This window comes from Pseudomonadota bacterium (assembly GCA_022361155.1).
GTDB lineage: Bacteria > Myxococcota_A > Polyangia > Polyangiales > JAKSBK01 > JAKSBK01.
This window is the reverse complement of the sequence record JAKSBK010000602.1, coordinates 1-16,059: the sequence shown is the minus strand read 5'-3', so window position 1 is coordinate 16,059 and position 16,059 is coordinate 1. Positions and strand designations below refer to the sequence as shown.

Genomic DNA, 16,059 nt, shown 5'->3' with positions numbered 1-16,059 from the left:
GCGCCTCCAGCCAGGGAAGGTAGCCCGTGCGCTGCAGCACGAGCTCTACCGCCGCGGCCGGCCCCTGATCCCGGCTCTCGTCGCTCATCTGCCGCATCAGATCTGCGAAGGCACGCAGGCGAGAGCGCACCGCCTTGCCGAAGCCGCTGTCTCGTGCCGACAGCTCGACCTGCTCCCACAGGCTGCGCTTGGCCTGGGCCGCCTCGCCTTGAAGTCGTTCCAGCGTGGTCTGACCGATACCCCTGGGCGGCGTGTTGATGACCCGCAGCAAGCTGATGTCGTCCTGCGGGTTCTGAAGCAAGCGCAGGTAGGCCAGCACGTCCTTGACTTCGGCCCGTTCGTAAAAGCGCGTGCCTCCAACCACGCGGTAGTCGACGTTGGCGGCGCGCAGTTTCTCTTCGAAGGCCCTCGATTGCGCGTGGGTCCTGTAGAGCAGCGCCATGTCCGACAGCCGGTGGCCGCGGCTCGTTAGCTCTCCTACGGTCCTGAGCACGAACTCGGCCTCGGCGCGCTCATCCCAGCAGCAGCACAGCTTGATGGCCAGTCCCAGCTCGTTTTCGGTCCACAATCGTTTGGGCTCGCGATCGCAGTTGCGCGATATGACCGCGTGCGCGACCCTCAAGATGCGCCGAGTGGAGCGGTAGTTCTGCTCGAGCTTGACTACGGTCGCGTCCGGGAACGTCTTGCGGAAATCCAGGATGTTGCGGCGATCGGCACCCCGCCAGCGGTAGATGCTCTGGTCGTCGTCTCCGACCACGCACAGGTTGCGGTGCTCTGCACACAACTCGCGTACCAGCTCGAACTGCACCCTGTTGGCGTCCTGGAACTCGTCCACCAGGACGTGGTCGTACCTGCTGCGCAGGGTCGCGAGGAAGTCCGGGTCGGAGCGCATGCTGCGCACGACACGGTAGATGAGGTCCCCGAAATCGAGCGCGCCCGCCCTGGCCATGCGCTCTTCGTAGCTCACGTACAGCTGCTTGAGCGTCTCGGCGGACGGCCCCCAGGCACCCACATCCTCGGGGGCTCGTCCCTCTTGCTTGGCCCAGTTGATGCGGCTGGCCACGAATTTCGGCGCCAGCTGTCGCTCGTCCAGGCCCAGCTCCCGCAGCAGGCGAGTGATCAGCGCCCGCTGGTCCGCATCGTCGTAGATCACGAAGTCACGTAAAACGCCGCAGCGCTCGTGATGGCGCCGCAGCAGGCGAGCGCAGGTAGCGTGGAAGGTGCCGACCCACAGCTGCTGCACGCTGGCTCCAAGCAGAGCCGCCAGACGCTGCCGCATCTCTGCCGCTGCCTTGTTCGTGAAGGTAACGGCGAGCACGCGCCACGCAGGCACCTGCGCCTCACTCACCAGATGCGCCACACGCTGGGTAATGACGCGGGTCTTACCGCTCCCGGCGCCCGCGAACACCAGCAACGGGCCCGAGCCGTGGGTCACCGCTGCCTGTTGGGGCTGGTTGAGCAAGCCGAGGTCGTGCATGAACGCAGCAAACCTACCCGAGCCGCTCGCCGCTGGCTAGGGCGTTCCCTGCGGCCGTGGTAATTTGCTTGGTTGATGAAGGCGGCACCCAGTGCGCAGGCGCCTGCTCAAGCGGCGGAACCCGTGAATGCTCCGGCATCGCCTGCGTCTAAGAGCCAGACACAGGTGCAGGCAGGGCCGGCGGACGCAGAGCTCGTGCGCCGGATCCAGCAGGGAGATCGGATGGCTTTCCGGGTCCTTTTCGACCGTTATCACCGGCGTGCTTTCGCGGTGGCCGTGGGCGTGGTGAAAAACCAAGAGGATGCGATGGATGTCGTCCAGGACGCTTTCGTCAAGGTTCACAAGCACATCGGCAGGTTTCAGGGCAGCTCGAGCTTCTATACCTGGCTGTACCGGATCGTCATGAACCTCGGTATAGACCATTTGCGCCGTGGCAAGAACATCTCGAAGGTAGCCCTGGACGAGCGGGTTGGGGCCGCGGCTGCCGGGCCTTTGCTCTCGGGCCCGGCGGACGGGAGCCCGACCCGAACCGTGGCCCGGCGCGAGCTGACGCAGCAAATCCAGACGGCCTTGCAGAGCCTGCCGACCCATCACCGGGCCGTGCTCGTGCTGCGGGAGATCGAGGGACTGAGCTACGAGCAGATGGCGGAGGTGCTCGAGGTTCCCAAGGGGACCATCATGAGCCGCCTGTTTCACGCGCGCCGGAAGATGCAGGCCGCGCTCGGCCCTTACCTCGAGGGCGAGCTCGAGATCGGGGATTGAGCCATGGCGATCGACGACAACGCCCTACAGCGCTACTTCGATGGGGAGCTGTCTCGTGCCGAGGCGAGCGACCTCGAGCACGAATTGGCCGCGGATCCCCTCAGCGCGGCCAGGCTCGAGCAGCTCAGGCGGCTGAGCCGGCTGATGACGGCGGCGAGCGATGACGCCGCAAAGAGCCTCGACTCCGATGGCTTGTTCGCCCGCATCGAGGCTGTTCGGAGCCATGCTGCCGGGAAGTCCGGGCCTCTGGCACGCTCGCATCCCGCGGCGCCCAACCTGCTCGAGCGCGTTTGGAGCTGGATCGGCGGCTTGGCACCAAAGCGGCAGGTTTGGATGCCGGTGGCCGGGGCGACGGTAATGGCCGCCGCGGTGCTGCTCACGTTCTTTGTTCCCGAGATGGAACTGGGCGATGAGGTGGCTAGGCCGGTCGGATCCGCTACCGAACCGGCCTCGCTGACCGGTCAGGGTTCGGAGGTGGTGGTCGTCGACTTCGGCGACCACGTTGGGACGCTGTTCGAGGTCTTCGGTGCCGACGGCAGGGCGACGCCGGTAGTGTGGATCAATGACCACGGCGAGTAGGAGCAGGACCAGGACTAGGGCGCCCGCATGCTGGTTTTCCACGCACGAGCCGCCCTGCACGGCCGCAGCCGATCGAGTTATTCTCGGACGGAACCTAAGGTGCCCATCATGAGACCGCATCACCCGAGACCCTGGCTTTTTGCGGCGGCGCTCCTGCTTGTGAGCTCGGGCGTCGAGCAGCGAGCCCAGGCGCAAGCCTCGGTAAACGCTCAGGTGATCGTGGTGCTGGCTTCGCAACAGGCGGGAACCATCGATGCCAGTCTCGCCACGCTCCCGGCGCTGCGGCAGCCGCCCTTCAGCGCCTTCAAGTCGATGAAGGTGCTGTCCAGACCCGGCGTCGTGCTCAAGGCGGGTCAGCCGGCGACCCGTAGGCTGCCCAATGGTCGCCGGCTACAACTGGAGCTGCTGCAACGGATGCCGGATGGGCGCTACAAGGTGCGGGTCTCGATCAATCGCGCAAACCAAAAGGACTACCTCCGACTGCTCGAGGTGATGGCGTCCCCGGGCGAGCCGTTTTTTGTCGCGGGTCAAAAGTACCAGGGTGGCATGCTGGTCATCGGAGTGCGGGTGGGCAGCCGCGGCGGTCGCTAGTGTCCTGCGTCCGTGATTACGTGCATAAGTCGGCGAGCAATTGGCGGCGCTCGGGTCATCGAATCGACGCAGGCTGCTGTTCAATTGCGATATAGTGCAGCGCCATTTCAAGAAGGTAGCCGCAAGGCGATCGATGGCGCGAGCGGCGTCAAGGGCCGGCGGATTATGTGCAGAATTTCGGATGCGGGACACTAGCTTGGTGCGAGCGCGCACGGCCGTGGGAGCCCGACTGCCCGCGCCCGCTTCGGTTGTCATCGAGGCCCTGGCCCCCATGTTGACCGGAGCGCGGCGCGCTCGGATCGAGCAGGTGGTGGCACAGCGGGTCGGTTCCGTCGTGGTGGGCGTCGAGCGGCTGGGGGACCCCCACAATGCGGCCGCGATCCTGCGTTCGGCCGATGCCTTCGGTGTCCAGCAAGTGCATGCCATCGAGGCTCTGGGGGGAGTTGTTCCGGCGCCACGTGTCGCCAAAGGCACTCAACACTGGATCGATGTGGTGAAGCACCCGAGCGCGTGCGCCTGTGCGGACGTCCTCGAGGAGCTCGGCTTCGAGCTCTTCGTCGCGGATCCCGAGGGCGAGCTCGATCTGGCGCAGCTGTGCTCCCGTCCTCGTGTCGCTGTGATGTTCGGCAACGAACACGCAGGAGCCAGCAAGGAGTTGCGGGCTCGAAGCCACGGCAGTTTCGCGATCCCCATGCGGGGCTTCGTGACCAGCCTGAACGTGTCCGTGGCGGCTGCCATCGCCTTGTCCAGGTTGACCGCTTCGCGTCCGGGTGATCTGGGCCTGCACGAACAGCAAGAGTTGACCGCCCGCTTCATGATGGTATCGGTGCGAGACGCACTTGGGGCCATCCAGCGGCACCTGGAGCGCACTGGCGAGCATGGCTGATACCCACGGCAAGGCGAGCGCGCGGGGGCGAGATGGCTGGGCTCGACGCATATCCGTCAGGCGAGCGGCGCTGGTTGCAGCACTGGTTGGGGTTGCCGTCGTGTCCGCTCTGGCAGGGACGTTGATCTACTACGCACGTGGTCTGCCCGAGGTGCCGTCCGTCGCGGACTACCGGCCTCCGCAGCTTACGCGCGTGCTCGACCGAAACGACCGCCTTATCGATGAGCTCTTCGTAGAGCGCCGCACCGTCGTGCCGATGGAGCGCGTGCCCCGCGTGCTCGTGTTATCGGTGTTGGCCGCCGAAGACGCAGATTTCTACCGTCATGAAGGGCTCGACTACCTGGGCATCGTGCGCGCCGTGATACGCAACCTCGTGAGCGATCGTGCGCCCCAGGGTGCCAGCACGATTACGCAGCAGATCGTCAAAAACCTGTTGCTGACCCCCGAACGCACCTACGCACGCAAGATTCGAGAGCTGCTGCTCGCCCGCAGACTGGAACAGAAGCTGTCCAAGGACGATATCCTGTTCCTGTACCTCAACCACATCTACTTTGGGCACGGCCGCTACGGCGTTGCCGAAGCGGCACGCTACTATTTCGGCTGCGCGGTCGACGAACTCACGCTTGCGCAGGCGAGTCTGATCGCAGGCCTTCCGCAGGCTCCCGGCCGGCTGTCGCCGCTCAAGCACCCGGCAGCGGCTCGCAAGCGTCAGCTGTACGTGCTCGAGCAGCTCGAGCGCAAGCGGGCGGAGTACTGGCCGGACCTGTCGCCCGAACAGATCCGGCAGGCCCGCGCCCATCCAGTCGAGCTATCCAGGCCGGTCCCCGCGCGTACCGAAACGGCACCGGAAATCATGAGCATGGTTCGCTCGGAGCTGCAGCGCGTGCTCGGCCGGGAAGAGACCGGGCCCGGCGGCTACACCGTGCGCACGACGATCGATCTCGAGCTGCAGCGCGAAGCCCGCGCGGCCCTTTTGCGCGGCCTCACCGCGCTCGACAAGAGGCAGCGCTGGAGAGCACCCTTTGCCGCCAAGAAATCTCGTAAAGCGCGGGTCAAGAGCAAGGGCAGCGGCGAGCTGCGAGCCGGAGCGAGCTACGACGCGCGGGTCACGGGGGCCGATGACGAAGAGGGTAGGCTGCTGCTCGAGGCGGGGGGCCACGCCGCCTATGCCGATCTCGCGCAACACGGCCGCTACAACCCCGGTGGATTGCGCGCGAGCGCTTTCGCGGACATCGGCGCCTTGCTTCGGGTTTCTCCGCTGCCGGCCGCAGGCAGTGCGCAGCAGGACGCTGCCGTTCCGGTGCGCCTGCAACTGGGTCCCGAAGGGGCGGCGATCGTGGTCGATCCTCGCACGCGCGGCGTGCTGGCGCTCGTGGGCGGCTCCGAAGCGAGCTACGGATTCAACCGCGCCGTGCAGGCGCTCCGCCAGCCCGGCAGCACCTTCAAGCCAATCGTGTACGCGGTTGCGCTTCGTTCCGGTCGCTACACGCCCGCCTCGCTGGTCGTGGATGCGCCCGAAGTCTATGACCAGTGGCGCCCCCGCAACCACGAGACCTGGAGCTACCGAGGTGCCGTTCGACTACGGGACGCCTTGGCGCGTTCGATCAACCTCGTGGCCGTGCGGGTCATGAGCGAGGTGACGCCGGCCGCGGTCGTGCAGTTCGCTGGCGAGCTGGGGATCCGGAGCGAGCTCGAGCCCACGATAGCGCTGGCCCTGGGCGCGAGCGCCGTACGGCCGCTCGAGCTGACCAATGCCTATGCCACGTTTGCGGCAGGGGGGCGCTGGCAACCGGTCCGACTGATTCGTTCGGTCAACGATGCGTCGGGCGCTCCGGTGACACTGCCGGCGCCGCCGGCTGCGCGCAGCGTGATGAGCGCCGCAGAGGCCTACCTCGTGACGAGCATGCTCACCAGCGTGGTGCAGGACGGGACCGGCGCCGCAGCCAAGCGCTTGGGCCGACCCGTGGCGGGCAAGACCGGCACGAGCAACGACGCGCGGGACGCTTGGTTCATCGGCTACACGCCCTCGATCGTGGCAGGCGTGTGGGTAGGTTTCGACGACAATCGTCCGCTGGGCCGTCGCGAGGGCGGCGCGCGCAGCGCCTTGCCCATCTGGCTCGACATCATGAAGGCGGCGGCAAAGGGTCCGGTGGTGGGTTTCCCCGTGCCCGCGGGCATCACGACCGCGAGGATCGATCCGCAGAGCGGGCTTCTGGCGTACGCCGGCATGAAGAACGCCATAGATGAGGTTTTTCTCGCGGGCACGGTACCCGCACAGACCGCTCGCCGTCCTGATGTGGTGGATGCGAACACCTTTATCATGGAGCAGTTCCGCAGTGTGCCTTGATTTCCGCTACACGGCCGAGCTCGCGGGCGAAATCGAAACGCGCTGGCAGGCCAGGTGGGAACGAGAGGAAGCGCACCGGCAGCCCAATCCCGGCGAGCCCGGCTTCGTGGCAGAGCGGCCCAAGTTCTACTGCCTGGACATGTTTCCCTACCCCAGCGGCGCAGGGCTTCACGTGGGTCATCCCCTTGGATACATCGCCACCGACATCGTTTCGCGTTACAAGCGCATGCGCGGTTTCAACGTGCTGCATCCGATGGGCTGGGACGCTTTCGGCCTCCCAGCAGAACAGTACGCGATCCAGACCGGCGTTCACCCGGCGCTAACCACGCGCAAGGCCATCGACAACTTCCGGCGCCAGCTCAAGCGCTTCGGTTTCAGCTACGATTGGAGGCGCGAGCTCGGCACGATCGATCCCGACTACTACCGGTTCACGCAGTGGATCTTCCTCAGGATCTATTCGGCCTTTTATGACACCGAGCAAGGGCGTGCCCGCCCCATCGACGAGCTAGTCGGCGAGTTCGAGCGCGGCGCGCGTCCAGTAAGGCCCAACCCGGACGCGGCCGAGTACGGCGACGCCGGCCGGAATCAAGACACGCCGAGCTGGCACAGCCTGACCCCGCTCGAGCGAAAGCGGATCGTCGACAGCTGGCGCCTTGCGTACGTCGGCGAGCAGCTGGTCAACTGGTGCCCCAAGTTGGGCACCGTGTTGGCCAACGAGGAGGTCATCGACGGGAAGAGCGAGCGAGGCGGGTTTCCGGTCGTGCGCAGGCCGCTCAGGCAATGGTTGTTCCGCATCACGGCCTATGCGGAACGACTGCTCGAGGGGCTCGACGAGCTCGACTGGCCGCACGCGACCAAGCTCAAGCAAGCCGCGTGGATCGGCCGTAGCGAAGGTGCCGAGATCGACTTTCCGCTGACCGAGCCGATCGGAGGCAGATCCTACGTCCGTGTGTACACGACCCGGCCCGACACGCTCTTTGGGGCCACCTACCTGGTGCTTGCGCCGGAGCACCCTCTGGTCCCGATGTTGCTCGCAGCTCCCGGCCCGTGCGAGCAGCGCGAGGCGATCAGGCACTATGTCGCTACCGCACGCGGTCGTTCGGATCGGGAGCGGCAAACCGACAAGCGCAAGACCGGGGTCTTCAGCGGTGCAGGCGCGATCAACCCGGCAACCGGCGAGCGGATTCCGATCTGGATCGCCGACTACGTGCTGATGGGTTACGGCCACGGCGCCATCATGGCGGTGCCGGGGCACGACGAGCGCGATCGGGAATTCGCCCTGGCCTTCAACCTGCCGGTGGTGCGTGTAGTGCAGCCCGCAGGCGGCGGTCGACCCGAAGGATGCTTCGTTGGCGCGGGCGAGAGCATCGCTTCGGAAAACGCCGAGGTGTCGCTCAACGGACTATCCACCTCCGAGGCCAAGCTGCGCATCGTGGCCTGGCTTGCCGATAGGGGCCTCGGCCGGCAGCGCCTGAACTACAAGCTGCGAGACTGGCTTTTCAGTCGCCAGCGCTACTGGGGAGAGCCGTTTCCCATTGTCTTCGACGAGCAAGGCGAGCATTACCCTGTACGCGAAGACGCGCTTCCCGTGTTGCTTCCCGACCTGAGCGACTACCGCCCGCCGGAAAGGGATGAGCCGCGCCCGCTGCTTGCCAAAGCTCGCGACTGGCTGAACACCACGGCCGCCGATGCCGGCGTCGCTGCCCTGACCCCGGAGACTCCGGTAATGCGGGAGACCAACACCATGCCCGGCTGGGCCGGTTCCTGCTGGTACTTCCTGCGTTTTTGCGATCCCGACAACCGGGAAGCGCCCGTTGGCAGGCCGGCCGACGACTATTGGCTGTCCGATACGGGAGTCGACCTGTACATCGGCGGCGCGGAGCATGCGGTCTTGCATCTTCTGTATGCCCGTTTTTGGCACATGGTCTTGCACGATCTGGGCCACGTCCGCTCGCGCGAGCCGTTCCGCAAGCTGTTTCACCAGGGACTCATCACCAGCTTCGCCTACCAGCGGGCCGACAAATCGCTTGTCCCCGTGGATGAGGTGCAGGAGACCGGACCGGACCGATGGATCGAGACGGGTACCGGAGAACCGGTGCAGCAGATCGTGGCCAAGATGAGCAAGGCGCTGAAGAACGTCATCAATCCCGACGACGTGATCGCGGCCTACGGCGCCGACACGTTCCGGCTCTACGAGATGTACCTGGGCCCGCTCGAAGCCTCCAAGCCCTGGAACACGCGGGACATCGGAGGTCTGTTCAGGTTCCTGCAGCGAGCGTGGCGCCTGGCCGTGGACGAGTCGACCGGGGAGCTGCGGCTGGCGCCGGTAGCCGACGCGGCCACCGAGCGCGAGCTGCACCGGACGGTCGCCAAAGTCGAGCACGACATCGAGCGGCTGGCGTTCAACACCGCGATCGCGGCGATCATCAAGTTCGTCAATTTCGCCGGCGCAGCCAAGGGCTTGACTCGCGACCAGCTCGAGCGCCTTGTACGCGTATTGAGCCCCTTTGTGCCGCATTTCGCCGAAGAGCTATGGGCCAAGTTGGGGCATCCGCCCGCAGTCGGCCAGCAAGCGTGGCCCAGCTACGACGAGGCTCAGCTCCGGGAACGGGAGATCGAGCTGCCCGTCTCCATCATGGGCAGAGTCCGGGCGCGCATCCGGGTGCCGGCAGACTCCGACCAGGCTGCCGTCGAAGCGGCCGCGCTCTCCGAGGATGCCATAAAGCAGCGCCTCGAGGGCAAGACCATCCGCCGCGTGATCGTGGTGCCGGGCCGCATGGTCAACATCGTCACCGATTAGCGCGATTTCCAGACTTCGCTCCGAGGACGAAAGCCGCTATGGCGCCATTGCGGACAGGCACTAGAACTTGAGGTGGCCCTTCTTCTTGTGCTCCTGAGCCTCTCCCATCCGGCCAACCACGCTGCCGGCCATCTTCTCGAACTTGAAGCCAGCGGGGATCCGCCAGGCGCCCCCGTCATCGGCGCGGATAGTGATGTCGACGTCGCCTGGATCGACATGGGAAGGGGTCGTGGCGACGAGCGTTTCTGGGTCGAACATCGTCACCGAGCCCGCCTTGCGCGTCCCGAAAAAGATGGTGTATCCGATGTCGCTGCGGAAGTTCTGCCCAACGATCTTGACGGGCTGCTCACCCTTGGTGTGGCCGACCCTGGGGTCGATGTCCAGGATCTTGGTGGTGCCTCCGCCATCGCACGCCGCGCCGTAGGCGAGCAGCACCGCTCCAGCCAGCACGTGGACTGCGGTAGGGTGTGCGCGCATCTACGTCTCACCATAGGCGACCTCGCTCCCGGTGGTCAAGCCGTCCCGGAGGGTGCGGGAAGGCTGCGGTCGCTGGGGTGGCCGGGGTGCCAGGCCGCCTACGAGCACAAAGCGTGCGAAATCGGTATGCTATCTCTCTAGCGGTTGGCAACGCGGGCTCGTAAAGCCTTCAACTACTCTCCGTACTTTGAACAACCCGGGGCACCGTGAAACAAAACCTCCTGCTTGTTGATGCTGATCCTCGGAGCCTGCGCGTACTCGAAGTGAGTCTCCGTAAGGCGGGGTTCAGCGTGGCCGCCTGCGGCGACGCCAATCGGGCGCTCGAGTGGCTCGAGCTTGGGCAGCCGGCGTTGATTCTCGCCGATACAAGGCTGTCGGGCATGGACGGGTTCGAGCTCGTCGAGCAAATGGGAAGGAACGACGATTGGTCGCAGATTCCCGTCATCTTTCTTTCGAGCGACCTATCTGTGGAAAGCAAGATTCGGGGGCTCGAGCTCGGCGTCGAAGACTACCTCACCAAACCCATCTACATCCGAGAGGTCATCGCTCGCGTCAAGCTTGCCCTGCAGCGGAAGCAGCGCCAGGGCATCGAGCAGCGTGATTCGCGCTCCGGCAAGGATCGGTTCAGTGGGTCGCTGGCCGACATGGGGCTCGTGGATCTATTGCAGACCATAGAGATCGGAAAGAAATCCGGGGTGCTCTACTTGAGCTCGGGCCGCTACCGCGGAGCCGTTTACTTCAACGACGGCAAGTTGTTGGACGCCGAGCTGGGCAATCTGGGTGGGATCGAAGCCGTCTACCGCGCACTTCTATGGAGCGACGGCAGCTTTGAGATCGACTTCCGACCGGTGCGGACGAGCGCCCGGATAACCGAATCGACCCAGGCCATTCTGATGGAGGGCATGCGCCGGGTGGACGAGTGGGGGCGTCTGCTCGAGCAGCTGCCTCCGCTCGAGAGCGTCTTCGAGGTCAACGAGAAGGAGCTGTCGAAACGGCTGGCCGAAATCCCCGACGAGATCAACGATATCCTCAAGCGCTTCGACGGCAAGCGTTCGGTTTTGCAGGTGGTGGATGCCTGCGGGGGCGACGATCTCGAGACGCTCACGGCCATCTCCAAGCTCTACTTCGAGGGGTTGGTCTACGCCACGGGCCGCCTGCGGCCATCGAGACCCCCGTCGGGCCCCCCCTCGCGTCCCTCGGCCGCGGGCAGCCGTGCCTTGTCCCTGCCGAGCGATTCCGAGGCTGAGCCGGGCGAGGCCGGTGGCGGCCCTGCCGGGGAGCCGGCTCCGGTCGATGACCAGGGGGACGTGGCCGCTTCGGAACCCGCTCGGGACGTGCTGCCAACCGATGAAGACCCGCGGGCCGATGACCCCCTGCGGGCCGATCGCGCCTCGCGGGCCGATGACCCCCTGCGGGCCGATGACCCCCTGCGTCCCGCGGTCGCACCGCAGGCGGTCCGGCAAGATGCGGTTGCCGCGTTCGAGCTCGAAGGCTCGTCGAGCTTGGCCCGGCCGTCCCTGAGCACGGAACAGCAGGGCCTGGAGCAACCGAGCGAAAGCGTGACCCGGCGCTCGCGACGAACGCGGCGGCTATCAAGCTCGATCGGGGACGTGCTGGCGCCGGCGGGCAGCGTACCCGCGCCGGCGCGCGATTCGACCGCTCCCAGGCGGGACACGGCGTCGTTTTCCATGCCCGAGGCCGGCCGGACCTCGGATGCGGCGGCCGCGACCGATTCCCCCGGGCGTACAGGCGAGCCGCTTGCGGCCGCGGACGAAGCTGCATCGGGCGAGACCCGCAGGCACACGTTCCCCGCTTCCCCACCCCGAGCCCCCGGTGTTCAGCCCGCCAGGGTTTCGCGACCGGCGCACGAGCGGGCCAGCCGACCGTCCACGCAAGCGGCCGCCTTACCCTCCCGCGCACCCGCCCGGGCGCAGATGGACCCCGAGCCCGATGGTGGGTCGCAGCCTTCGCGAATTCCCACCATGCAGGGCCACCCTGCTGCATCGCAACCACCGCCATCGGAGCCCGGCCCGCTGTCGCCGGAAGCTGGATCCGCGCGCACAGGGGCTTACTTGGACGAGGATTCGGGTGAGCTTGCACCGTACAAGGGCGCCGAGCGCAGCTCGTATCCGCCCCCGGCGCACGATGCCGAATCGGAGGCTTTCTTCTCGAGCGAGCCCGAGCCCGTGTGGGAGGATCTGCCCACCAAGCTGCCGATCTCCAGGACCTCTCGCCCCGCCATCATCGCTACCTGGGCGACGCTGGGCGTTTCGGTTTTGATCCTGCTCGGCTGGTTCATCTCGCAGAGCGACTCGGCACCGGCGCATTCCGTCCCGCAAGCACAGAGCCCTGCTGCGTCTCCCGGGTCGGCGGAGCGCGCAGCTGCCGAGCCGCCGCCTGCCCAGGGGGAATCCACGGCTTCCCCAACGCAGGGCGCTTCCCCGACGCAGGGCGCTTCCCCAACGCAGGGCGCTTCCCCGACGCAGGGCGCTTCCCCGACGCAGGGCGCTTCCCCGACGCAGGACGCGCGCCCTCGGCAGCCCGCGCAGCCAGCGGCCGCCGCACCTGGAATGCCTGCTGCCGGGGCCCAGGGGCTGCGCGAGCCTGCGCGCCCCCAGCCTCGGCTCGCGGAGCCGGCTCCCATCGAGCCGAGCGCTGCTGCCAAAGCCCACGGGGATCCCGGGGCGCAGCCAAGCGCACCGTCTCCGGACCCGGGTCCGGGGACCACCACGCCGAGCGACGTCTCGGAACGCTACAGGAAGCTGATGCAACGAGCTCAGAAAGCCAGCCGCAAGGAAGCACCCGACCTGTACAGGCAGGCGATAGCGCTGAACCCGGGCGCCGGCGAGGCGCTGAGCAAGCTGGCCTTTCATTTTCTCAATCGAGGAAAGAACAAGCAGGCCGAGGAACACGCGGCGCGTGCGGTGGCAATCGACCCGACCAGCTCGGAGGGCTGGATCGTGTTGGGTGCGGCACGGCAGGCCATGCGTGACCGAAGCGGCGCGCGCGATGCCTACCACAAGTGCGTCGAGATGGGTCGCGGTCAGTACGTCAAGGAGTGCCGTCAACTGGCGCGCTAGTCGCTGGTAAGACGGCCCGGGAATCCGAGCCGAGTTTCTGGGCTGTTGTGCGTCGCCTGACGGGCGAAGATTGGGGTAAGCTCAACCCAGATGACGGGACACGGCACGGACCAGGTGGTGCTGGCCGTTGTGGGCGCTGGCGGGTGGGGACGCAATCATGTCCGCGCGTTCGCTTCCTTGCCACAGGCGCAGTTGCGCTATGTGTGCGACCATTCGGCGGCAGCGCTGCAACGCGTGGCACGTGAGTTCCCGGCTATCCGCCCACTGGACCGATTCGAGCAGGCGCTGGCCGACCCCGATCTCGGCGCGGTAGTAATCGCTACGGACGTCGATTCGCATTACGAGCTGGCGAAGATCGCCCTGAGCGCGTGCAAGGACGTGTTCGTCGAGAAACCGCTCACCATGTCGGAACGAACCAGCGCCGAGCTCTGTGACCTGGCCGAGGCAAGGGGGCGAATCCTCATGGTGGGTCATCTGCTGCTCTATCATCCGGCTGTCGAAGCGCTGCACGCGCTGGTCGAAGGAGGGGAGCTGGGTGACGTCCGCTACACCTACGCGCAGCGCCTCAACCTGGGCGTCGTGCGGCAGCGGGAAAACGCCTGGTGGTCGCTTGCTCCGCACGACATTTCGGTGGCGAGCTACCTGTTCGGCGACGAGCCTCTGTCGGTGAGCGCCACGGGCGGTGTGTTTCTGCAGACCCGAGAGCGCATCGAGGACGTCGTGTTCGCCACGCTGCGCTACCCGCGTGATCGACTCGCACACATCCACGTCAGTTGGCTCGATCCGCACAAGACCCGCAGGCTGACGGTCGTGGGTTCGCGCAAGATGGCCGTGTTCGACGATGCCTCCGCGGACCAGAAGCTCAGTCTCTACGACAAGGGTGCAGAGGCCTCCAAGGACGCGCTTTCCTATACCGAGGGCGTGCGCATACGTACCGGAGACATCCGGATTCCTGCGCTCGCCATGGCGGAACCGCTCCGCCGCGAGTGTGAAGCGTTCATTCAAGCAGTTCGTTCCCGCAAGCCTCCCAAGAGCGATGGTCGCTCCGGGCTGAGCGTGGTGCGGGTGCTGGAGGCGGCGACCCGTTCGCTTTCTCAAGCGGGCACAAGGGTGAGTCTGGCGACATCCGCTGCAGCCTGCGGTCGACCGAACACCACGTCTCGAGGTGGTGCATGACCTACGTCCACGAAACCGCGGTGATCGACGATGACGTAGAGCTGGGAGAGGGGGCCCGCATCTGGCATTTTGTACATGTGTCCAGCGGCGCGCGCATCGGCGCCGGCAGCGTGCTCGGCCAGAACGTCTTCGTCGGAAAAGGGGTGCGCATTGGCAAGCGGACGAAGATCCAGAACAACGTTTCCGTCTACGAGGGTGTCCGGATCGAGGATGACGTTTTTTTGGGCCCTGGCTGCGTGTTCACAAACGTGCTGCGCCCGCGTGCCTTCATCGAGCAAAAGGACGCGTTCGCCCCTACGCTGGTTCGACGAGGCGCAAGCGTGGGGGCGGGTGCGGTGATCGTATGCGGCCACGAGCTTGGCGCCTACTGCTTCGTGGGTGCGGCCGCCGTGGTCACCAAAGACATCCCAGCCCATGCACTGGTGGTCGCCAACCCGGCTCGTCGCAGCGGGTGGGTGTGTCGTTGCGGCCGGCGGTTGCCGGATGCCGGCGAACGAGACCAGCGCGTTCCTTTCGTGTGCGCCTCGTGCGGTGCCAGCTTGGACATCGGTGCCACGGCGGTGCGGCTGTTGTCACCCCCGGACTGCGGATGAGCGAATACGAGCCCGTTCCTTTTCTCGACCTGAAGGCGCATAACGAGCCGCTGCGTGCTTCGCTGCGCCAGGTCATGGAAGGCGTGGTCGCGAGTCAGCGCTTTGTGATGGGACCTGAGCTCGAGGCCTTCGAGCTCGAGATCGCCCGTTACCTGGGGTGCCGTCATGCCATCGGCGTCTCGAGCGGCACGGATGCGCTGTTGGTTTCCCTGATGGCTCTGGAAATCGGCCCTTGCGACGAAGTGATCACCACGCCCTTCAGCTTCTTTGCCGCCGCCGGCTGCATCGCACGCGTAGGAGCGAAACCGGTGTTCGTGGACATCGACCCCCTGACCTACAACCTGGACGCGGGCCTTGTGAACGCCGCCGTGACCGAGCGAACCAGGGCGATCTTGCCCGTGCATCTGTTCGGACAGCCATGCGACATGACTGCGCTGATGCAGGTGGCCGCTCGGCATGGGTTGCCTGTGATCGAGGATGCGGCCCAGGCAATAGGGGCGCGGACCGACCAGGGCATGGTTGGCGGCCTGGGCACCCTTGGTTGCTTGTCCTTCTTTCCCTCCAAGAACCTGGGCTGCTTCGGCGATGGAGGGTTGGTGCTGACGCAAGACGACGCCCTGGCCGAGCGGGTGAGGGTCTTGCGCGTCCATGGTGCCAAGCCAAAGTACTTTCACCGCCATGTCGGTGGAAACTTCAGGTTGGACGCCATACAAGCCGCGATCCTGCGCGTGAAGCTACCGCATCTCGAGCAGTGGACTCAGGGCAGGCGTCGCAATGCGGCATGCTACGACGCGTGGTTTCGCGAGGCGAGCCTGCCGGGCGAGCTTCTTCGCACACCGGCCCGCACCACGGCTGGGCACGTCTACAACCAGTACGTGATTCGGACCGCACGCAGGGACGCGCTGCGCGCGCATCTCGGAGCCCGTCGGATCGGCTCCGAGATCTACTACCCCAAACCGTTGCATCTGCAGGAGTGCTTTGCCGGTCTCGGGTATCGAGCCGGGATCCTGCCCAAGGCGGAAGAGGCGGCGCTGCAAGTGCTGGCGCTGCCGATCTTTCCCGAATTGACCCAGGCGCAGATCCGGCGCGTCGTCGATAGCGTGCTGGCTTTTCTATCCAGCGAGCACCCTGCGCGCTCACGCGACGCTACCTGACCCGCCCCGAGGCTCGGGGGCTACGCGGAGTGCTCGTGTCTGCGCTCCTGCGATCCCCGAACGATGATCTGGAAACGAGAACGCGGCTAGCCCTCAACGTTGGTTCAGACGGGCACGCGCCAGGCGCTCCGGCGCCG

The 16,059-nt window shown here is 66.2% G+C and carries 12 protein-coding genes; 10 read left to right on the top strand and 2 right to left on the bottom strand.

What is annotated here, in order from left to right; all coding sequences use genetic code 11:
- Nucleotides 1–1,477 (bottom strand): UvrD-helicase domain-containing protein (locus MJD61_22690; GenBank protein MCG8558068.1); only part of this gene is annotated, 1,477 nt, incomplete at its 3' end.
- Nucleotides 1,478–1,600: 123 nt separating this feature from the next.
- Between MJD61_22690 and MJD61_22685 the strand changes: the two genes are divergently transcribed.
- From MJD61_22685 to leuS, 6 genes are all read left to right on the top strand, one after another.
- Nucleotides 1,601–2,239: a sigma-70 family RNA polymerase sigma factor gene (locus MJD61_22685; protein ID MCG8558067.1), complete on the top strand. Its 639-nt coding sequence runs from the start codon at nucleotides 1,601–1,603 to the stop codon at nucleotides 2,237–2,239.
- Between the two features lie 3 nt (nucleotides 2,240–2,242).
- Nucleotides 2,243–2,818, top strand: a complete 576-nt coding sequence (locus tag MJD61_22680; GenBank protein MCG8558066.1) for a hypothetical protein — start codon at nucleotides 2,243–2,245, stop codon at nucleotides 2,816–2,818.
- 108 nt (nucleotides 2,819–2,926) lie between these two features.
- Complete coding sequence (locus tag MJD61_22675) at nucleotides 2,927–3,409, top strand: hypothetical protein (protein MCG8558065.1); 483 nt, start codon at nucleotides 2,927–2,929, stop codon at nucleotides 3,407–3,409.
- A 181-nt stretch (nucleotides 3,410–3,590) separates the two neighbouring features.
- On the top strand, nucleotides 3,591–4,295 hold the full coding sequence (locus MJD61_22670; protein ID MCG8558064.1) for an RNA methyltransferase: 705 nt from the start codon (nucleotides 3,591–3,593) through the stop codon (nucleotides 4,293–4,295).
- Entirely contained in the window at nucleotides 4,288–6,642 is a 2,355-nt protein-coding gene (locus MJD61_22665) for a PBP1A family penicillin-binding protein (GenBank protein MCG8558063.1), read from the top strand. Before MJD61_22670 ends, MJD61_22665 begins: the two co-directional genes overlap by 8 nt.
- Nucleotides 6,599–9,442, top strand: coding sequence for a leucine--tRNA ligase (leuS, locus tag MJD61_22660; protein MCG8558062.1), 2,844 nt, complete (start codon nucleotides 6,599–6,601; stop codon nucleotides 9,440–9,442). The genes MJD61_22665 and leuS overlap by 44 nt, the downstream gene beginning before the upstream one ends.
- A 60-nt stretch (nucleotides 9,443–9,502) precedes the next feature.
- Here leuS and MJD61_22655 read toward each other — a convergent pair whose 3' ends face one another.
- Entirely contained in the window at nucleotides 9,503–9,919 is a 417-nt protein-coding gene (locus MJD61_22655) for an IPT/TIG domain-containing protein (protein MCG8558061.1), read from the bottom strand.
- Nucleotides 9,920–10,182: 263 nt separating this feature from the next.
- On the opposite strand from MJD61_22655, the gene MJD61_22650 reads away from it, so the two are divergent.
- The 4 genes from MJD61_22650 to MJD61_22635 all read left to right on the top strand — a co-directional run bounded on the left by MJD61_22650 (nucleotide 10,183) and on the right by MJD61_22635 (nucleotide 15,922).
- Nucleotides 10,183–12,999 (top strand): DUF4388 domain-containing protein, encoded by a 2,817-nt coding sequence (locus MJD61_22650; GenBank protein ID MCG8558060.1) that lies wholly within the window; start codon nucleotides 10,183–10,185, stop codon nucleotides 12,997–12,999.
- A gap of 90 nt (nucleotides 13,000–13,089) precedes the next feature.
- Nucleotides 13,090–14,175 carry a Gfo/Idh/MocA family oxidoreductase gene (locus tag MJD61_22645; GenBank protein ID MCG8558059.1) on the top strand — a complete coding sequence of 362 codons (1,086 nt, stop codon included), beginning with the start codon at nucleotides 13,090–13,092 and terminating at the stop codon, nucleotides 14,173–14,175.
- The gene (locus tag MJD61_22640) at nucleotides 14,172–14,768 is read left to right on the top strand and encodes an acetyltransferase (GenBank protein ID MCG8558058.1); all 597 of its coding nucleotides are present in this window, start codon (nucleotides 14,172–14,174) and stop codon (nucleotides 14,766–14,768) included. The genes MJD61_22645 and MJD61_22640 overlap by 4 nt, the downstream gene beginning before the upstream one ends.
- Nucleotides 14,765–15,922 carry a DegT/DnrJ/EryC1/StrS family aminotransferase gene (locus MJD61_22635; protein ID MCG8558057.1) on the top strand — a complete coding sequence of 386 codons (1,158 nt, stop codon included), beginning with the start codon at nucleotides 14,765–14,767 and terminating at the stop codon, nucleotides 15,920–15,922. The genes MJD61_22640 and MJD61_22635 overlap by 4 nt, the downstream gene beginning before the upstream one ends.
- Nucleotides 15,923–16,059 lie beyond the last annotated feature (137 nt).

Bases quoted from the DNA above. Each gene is read 5' to 3' on its own strand.
- MJD61_22670 (MCG8558064.1), top strand. From the start codon at position 3,591: ATGCGGGACACTAGCTTGGTGCGAGCGCGCACGGCCGTGGGAGCCCGA.
- MJD61_22675 (MCG8558065.1), top strand. From the start codon at position 2,927: ATGAGACCGCATCACCCGAGACCCTGGCTTTTTGCGGCGGCGCTCCTG.
- MJD61_22665 (MCG8558063.1), top strand. From the start codon at position 4,288: ATGGCTGATACCCACGGCAAGGCGAGCGCGCGGGGGCGAGATGGCTGG.
- MJD61_22640 (MCG8558058.1), top strand. From the start codon at position 14,172: ATGACCTACGTCCACGAAACCGCGGTGATCGACGATGACGTAGAGCTG.
- MJD61_22635 (MCG8558057.1), top strand. From the start codon at position 14,765: ATGAGCGAATACGAGCCCGTTCCTTTTCTCGACCTGAAGGCGCATAAC.
- MJD61_22645 (MCG8558059.1), top strand. From the start codon at position 13,090: ATGACGGGACACGGCACGGACCAGGTGGTGCTGGCCGTTGTGGGCGCT.
- leuS (MCG8558062.1), top strand. From the start codon at position 6,599: ATGCGAACACCTTTATCATGGAGCAGTTCCGCAGTGTGCCTTGATTTC.
- MJD61_22655 (MCG8558061.1), bottom strand. From the start codon at position 9,919: ATGCGCGCACACCCTACCGCAGTCCACGTGCTGGCTGGAGCGGTGCTG.
- MJD61_22680 (MCG8558066.1), top strand. From the start codon at position 2,243: ATGGCGATCGACGACAACGCCCTACAGCGCTACTTCGATGGGGAGCTG.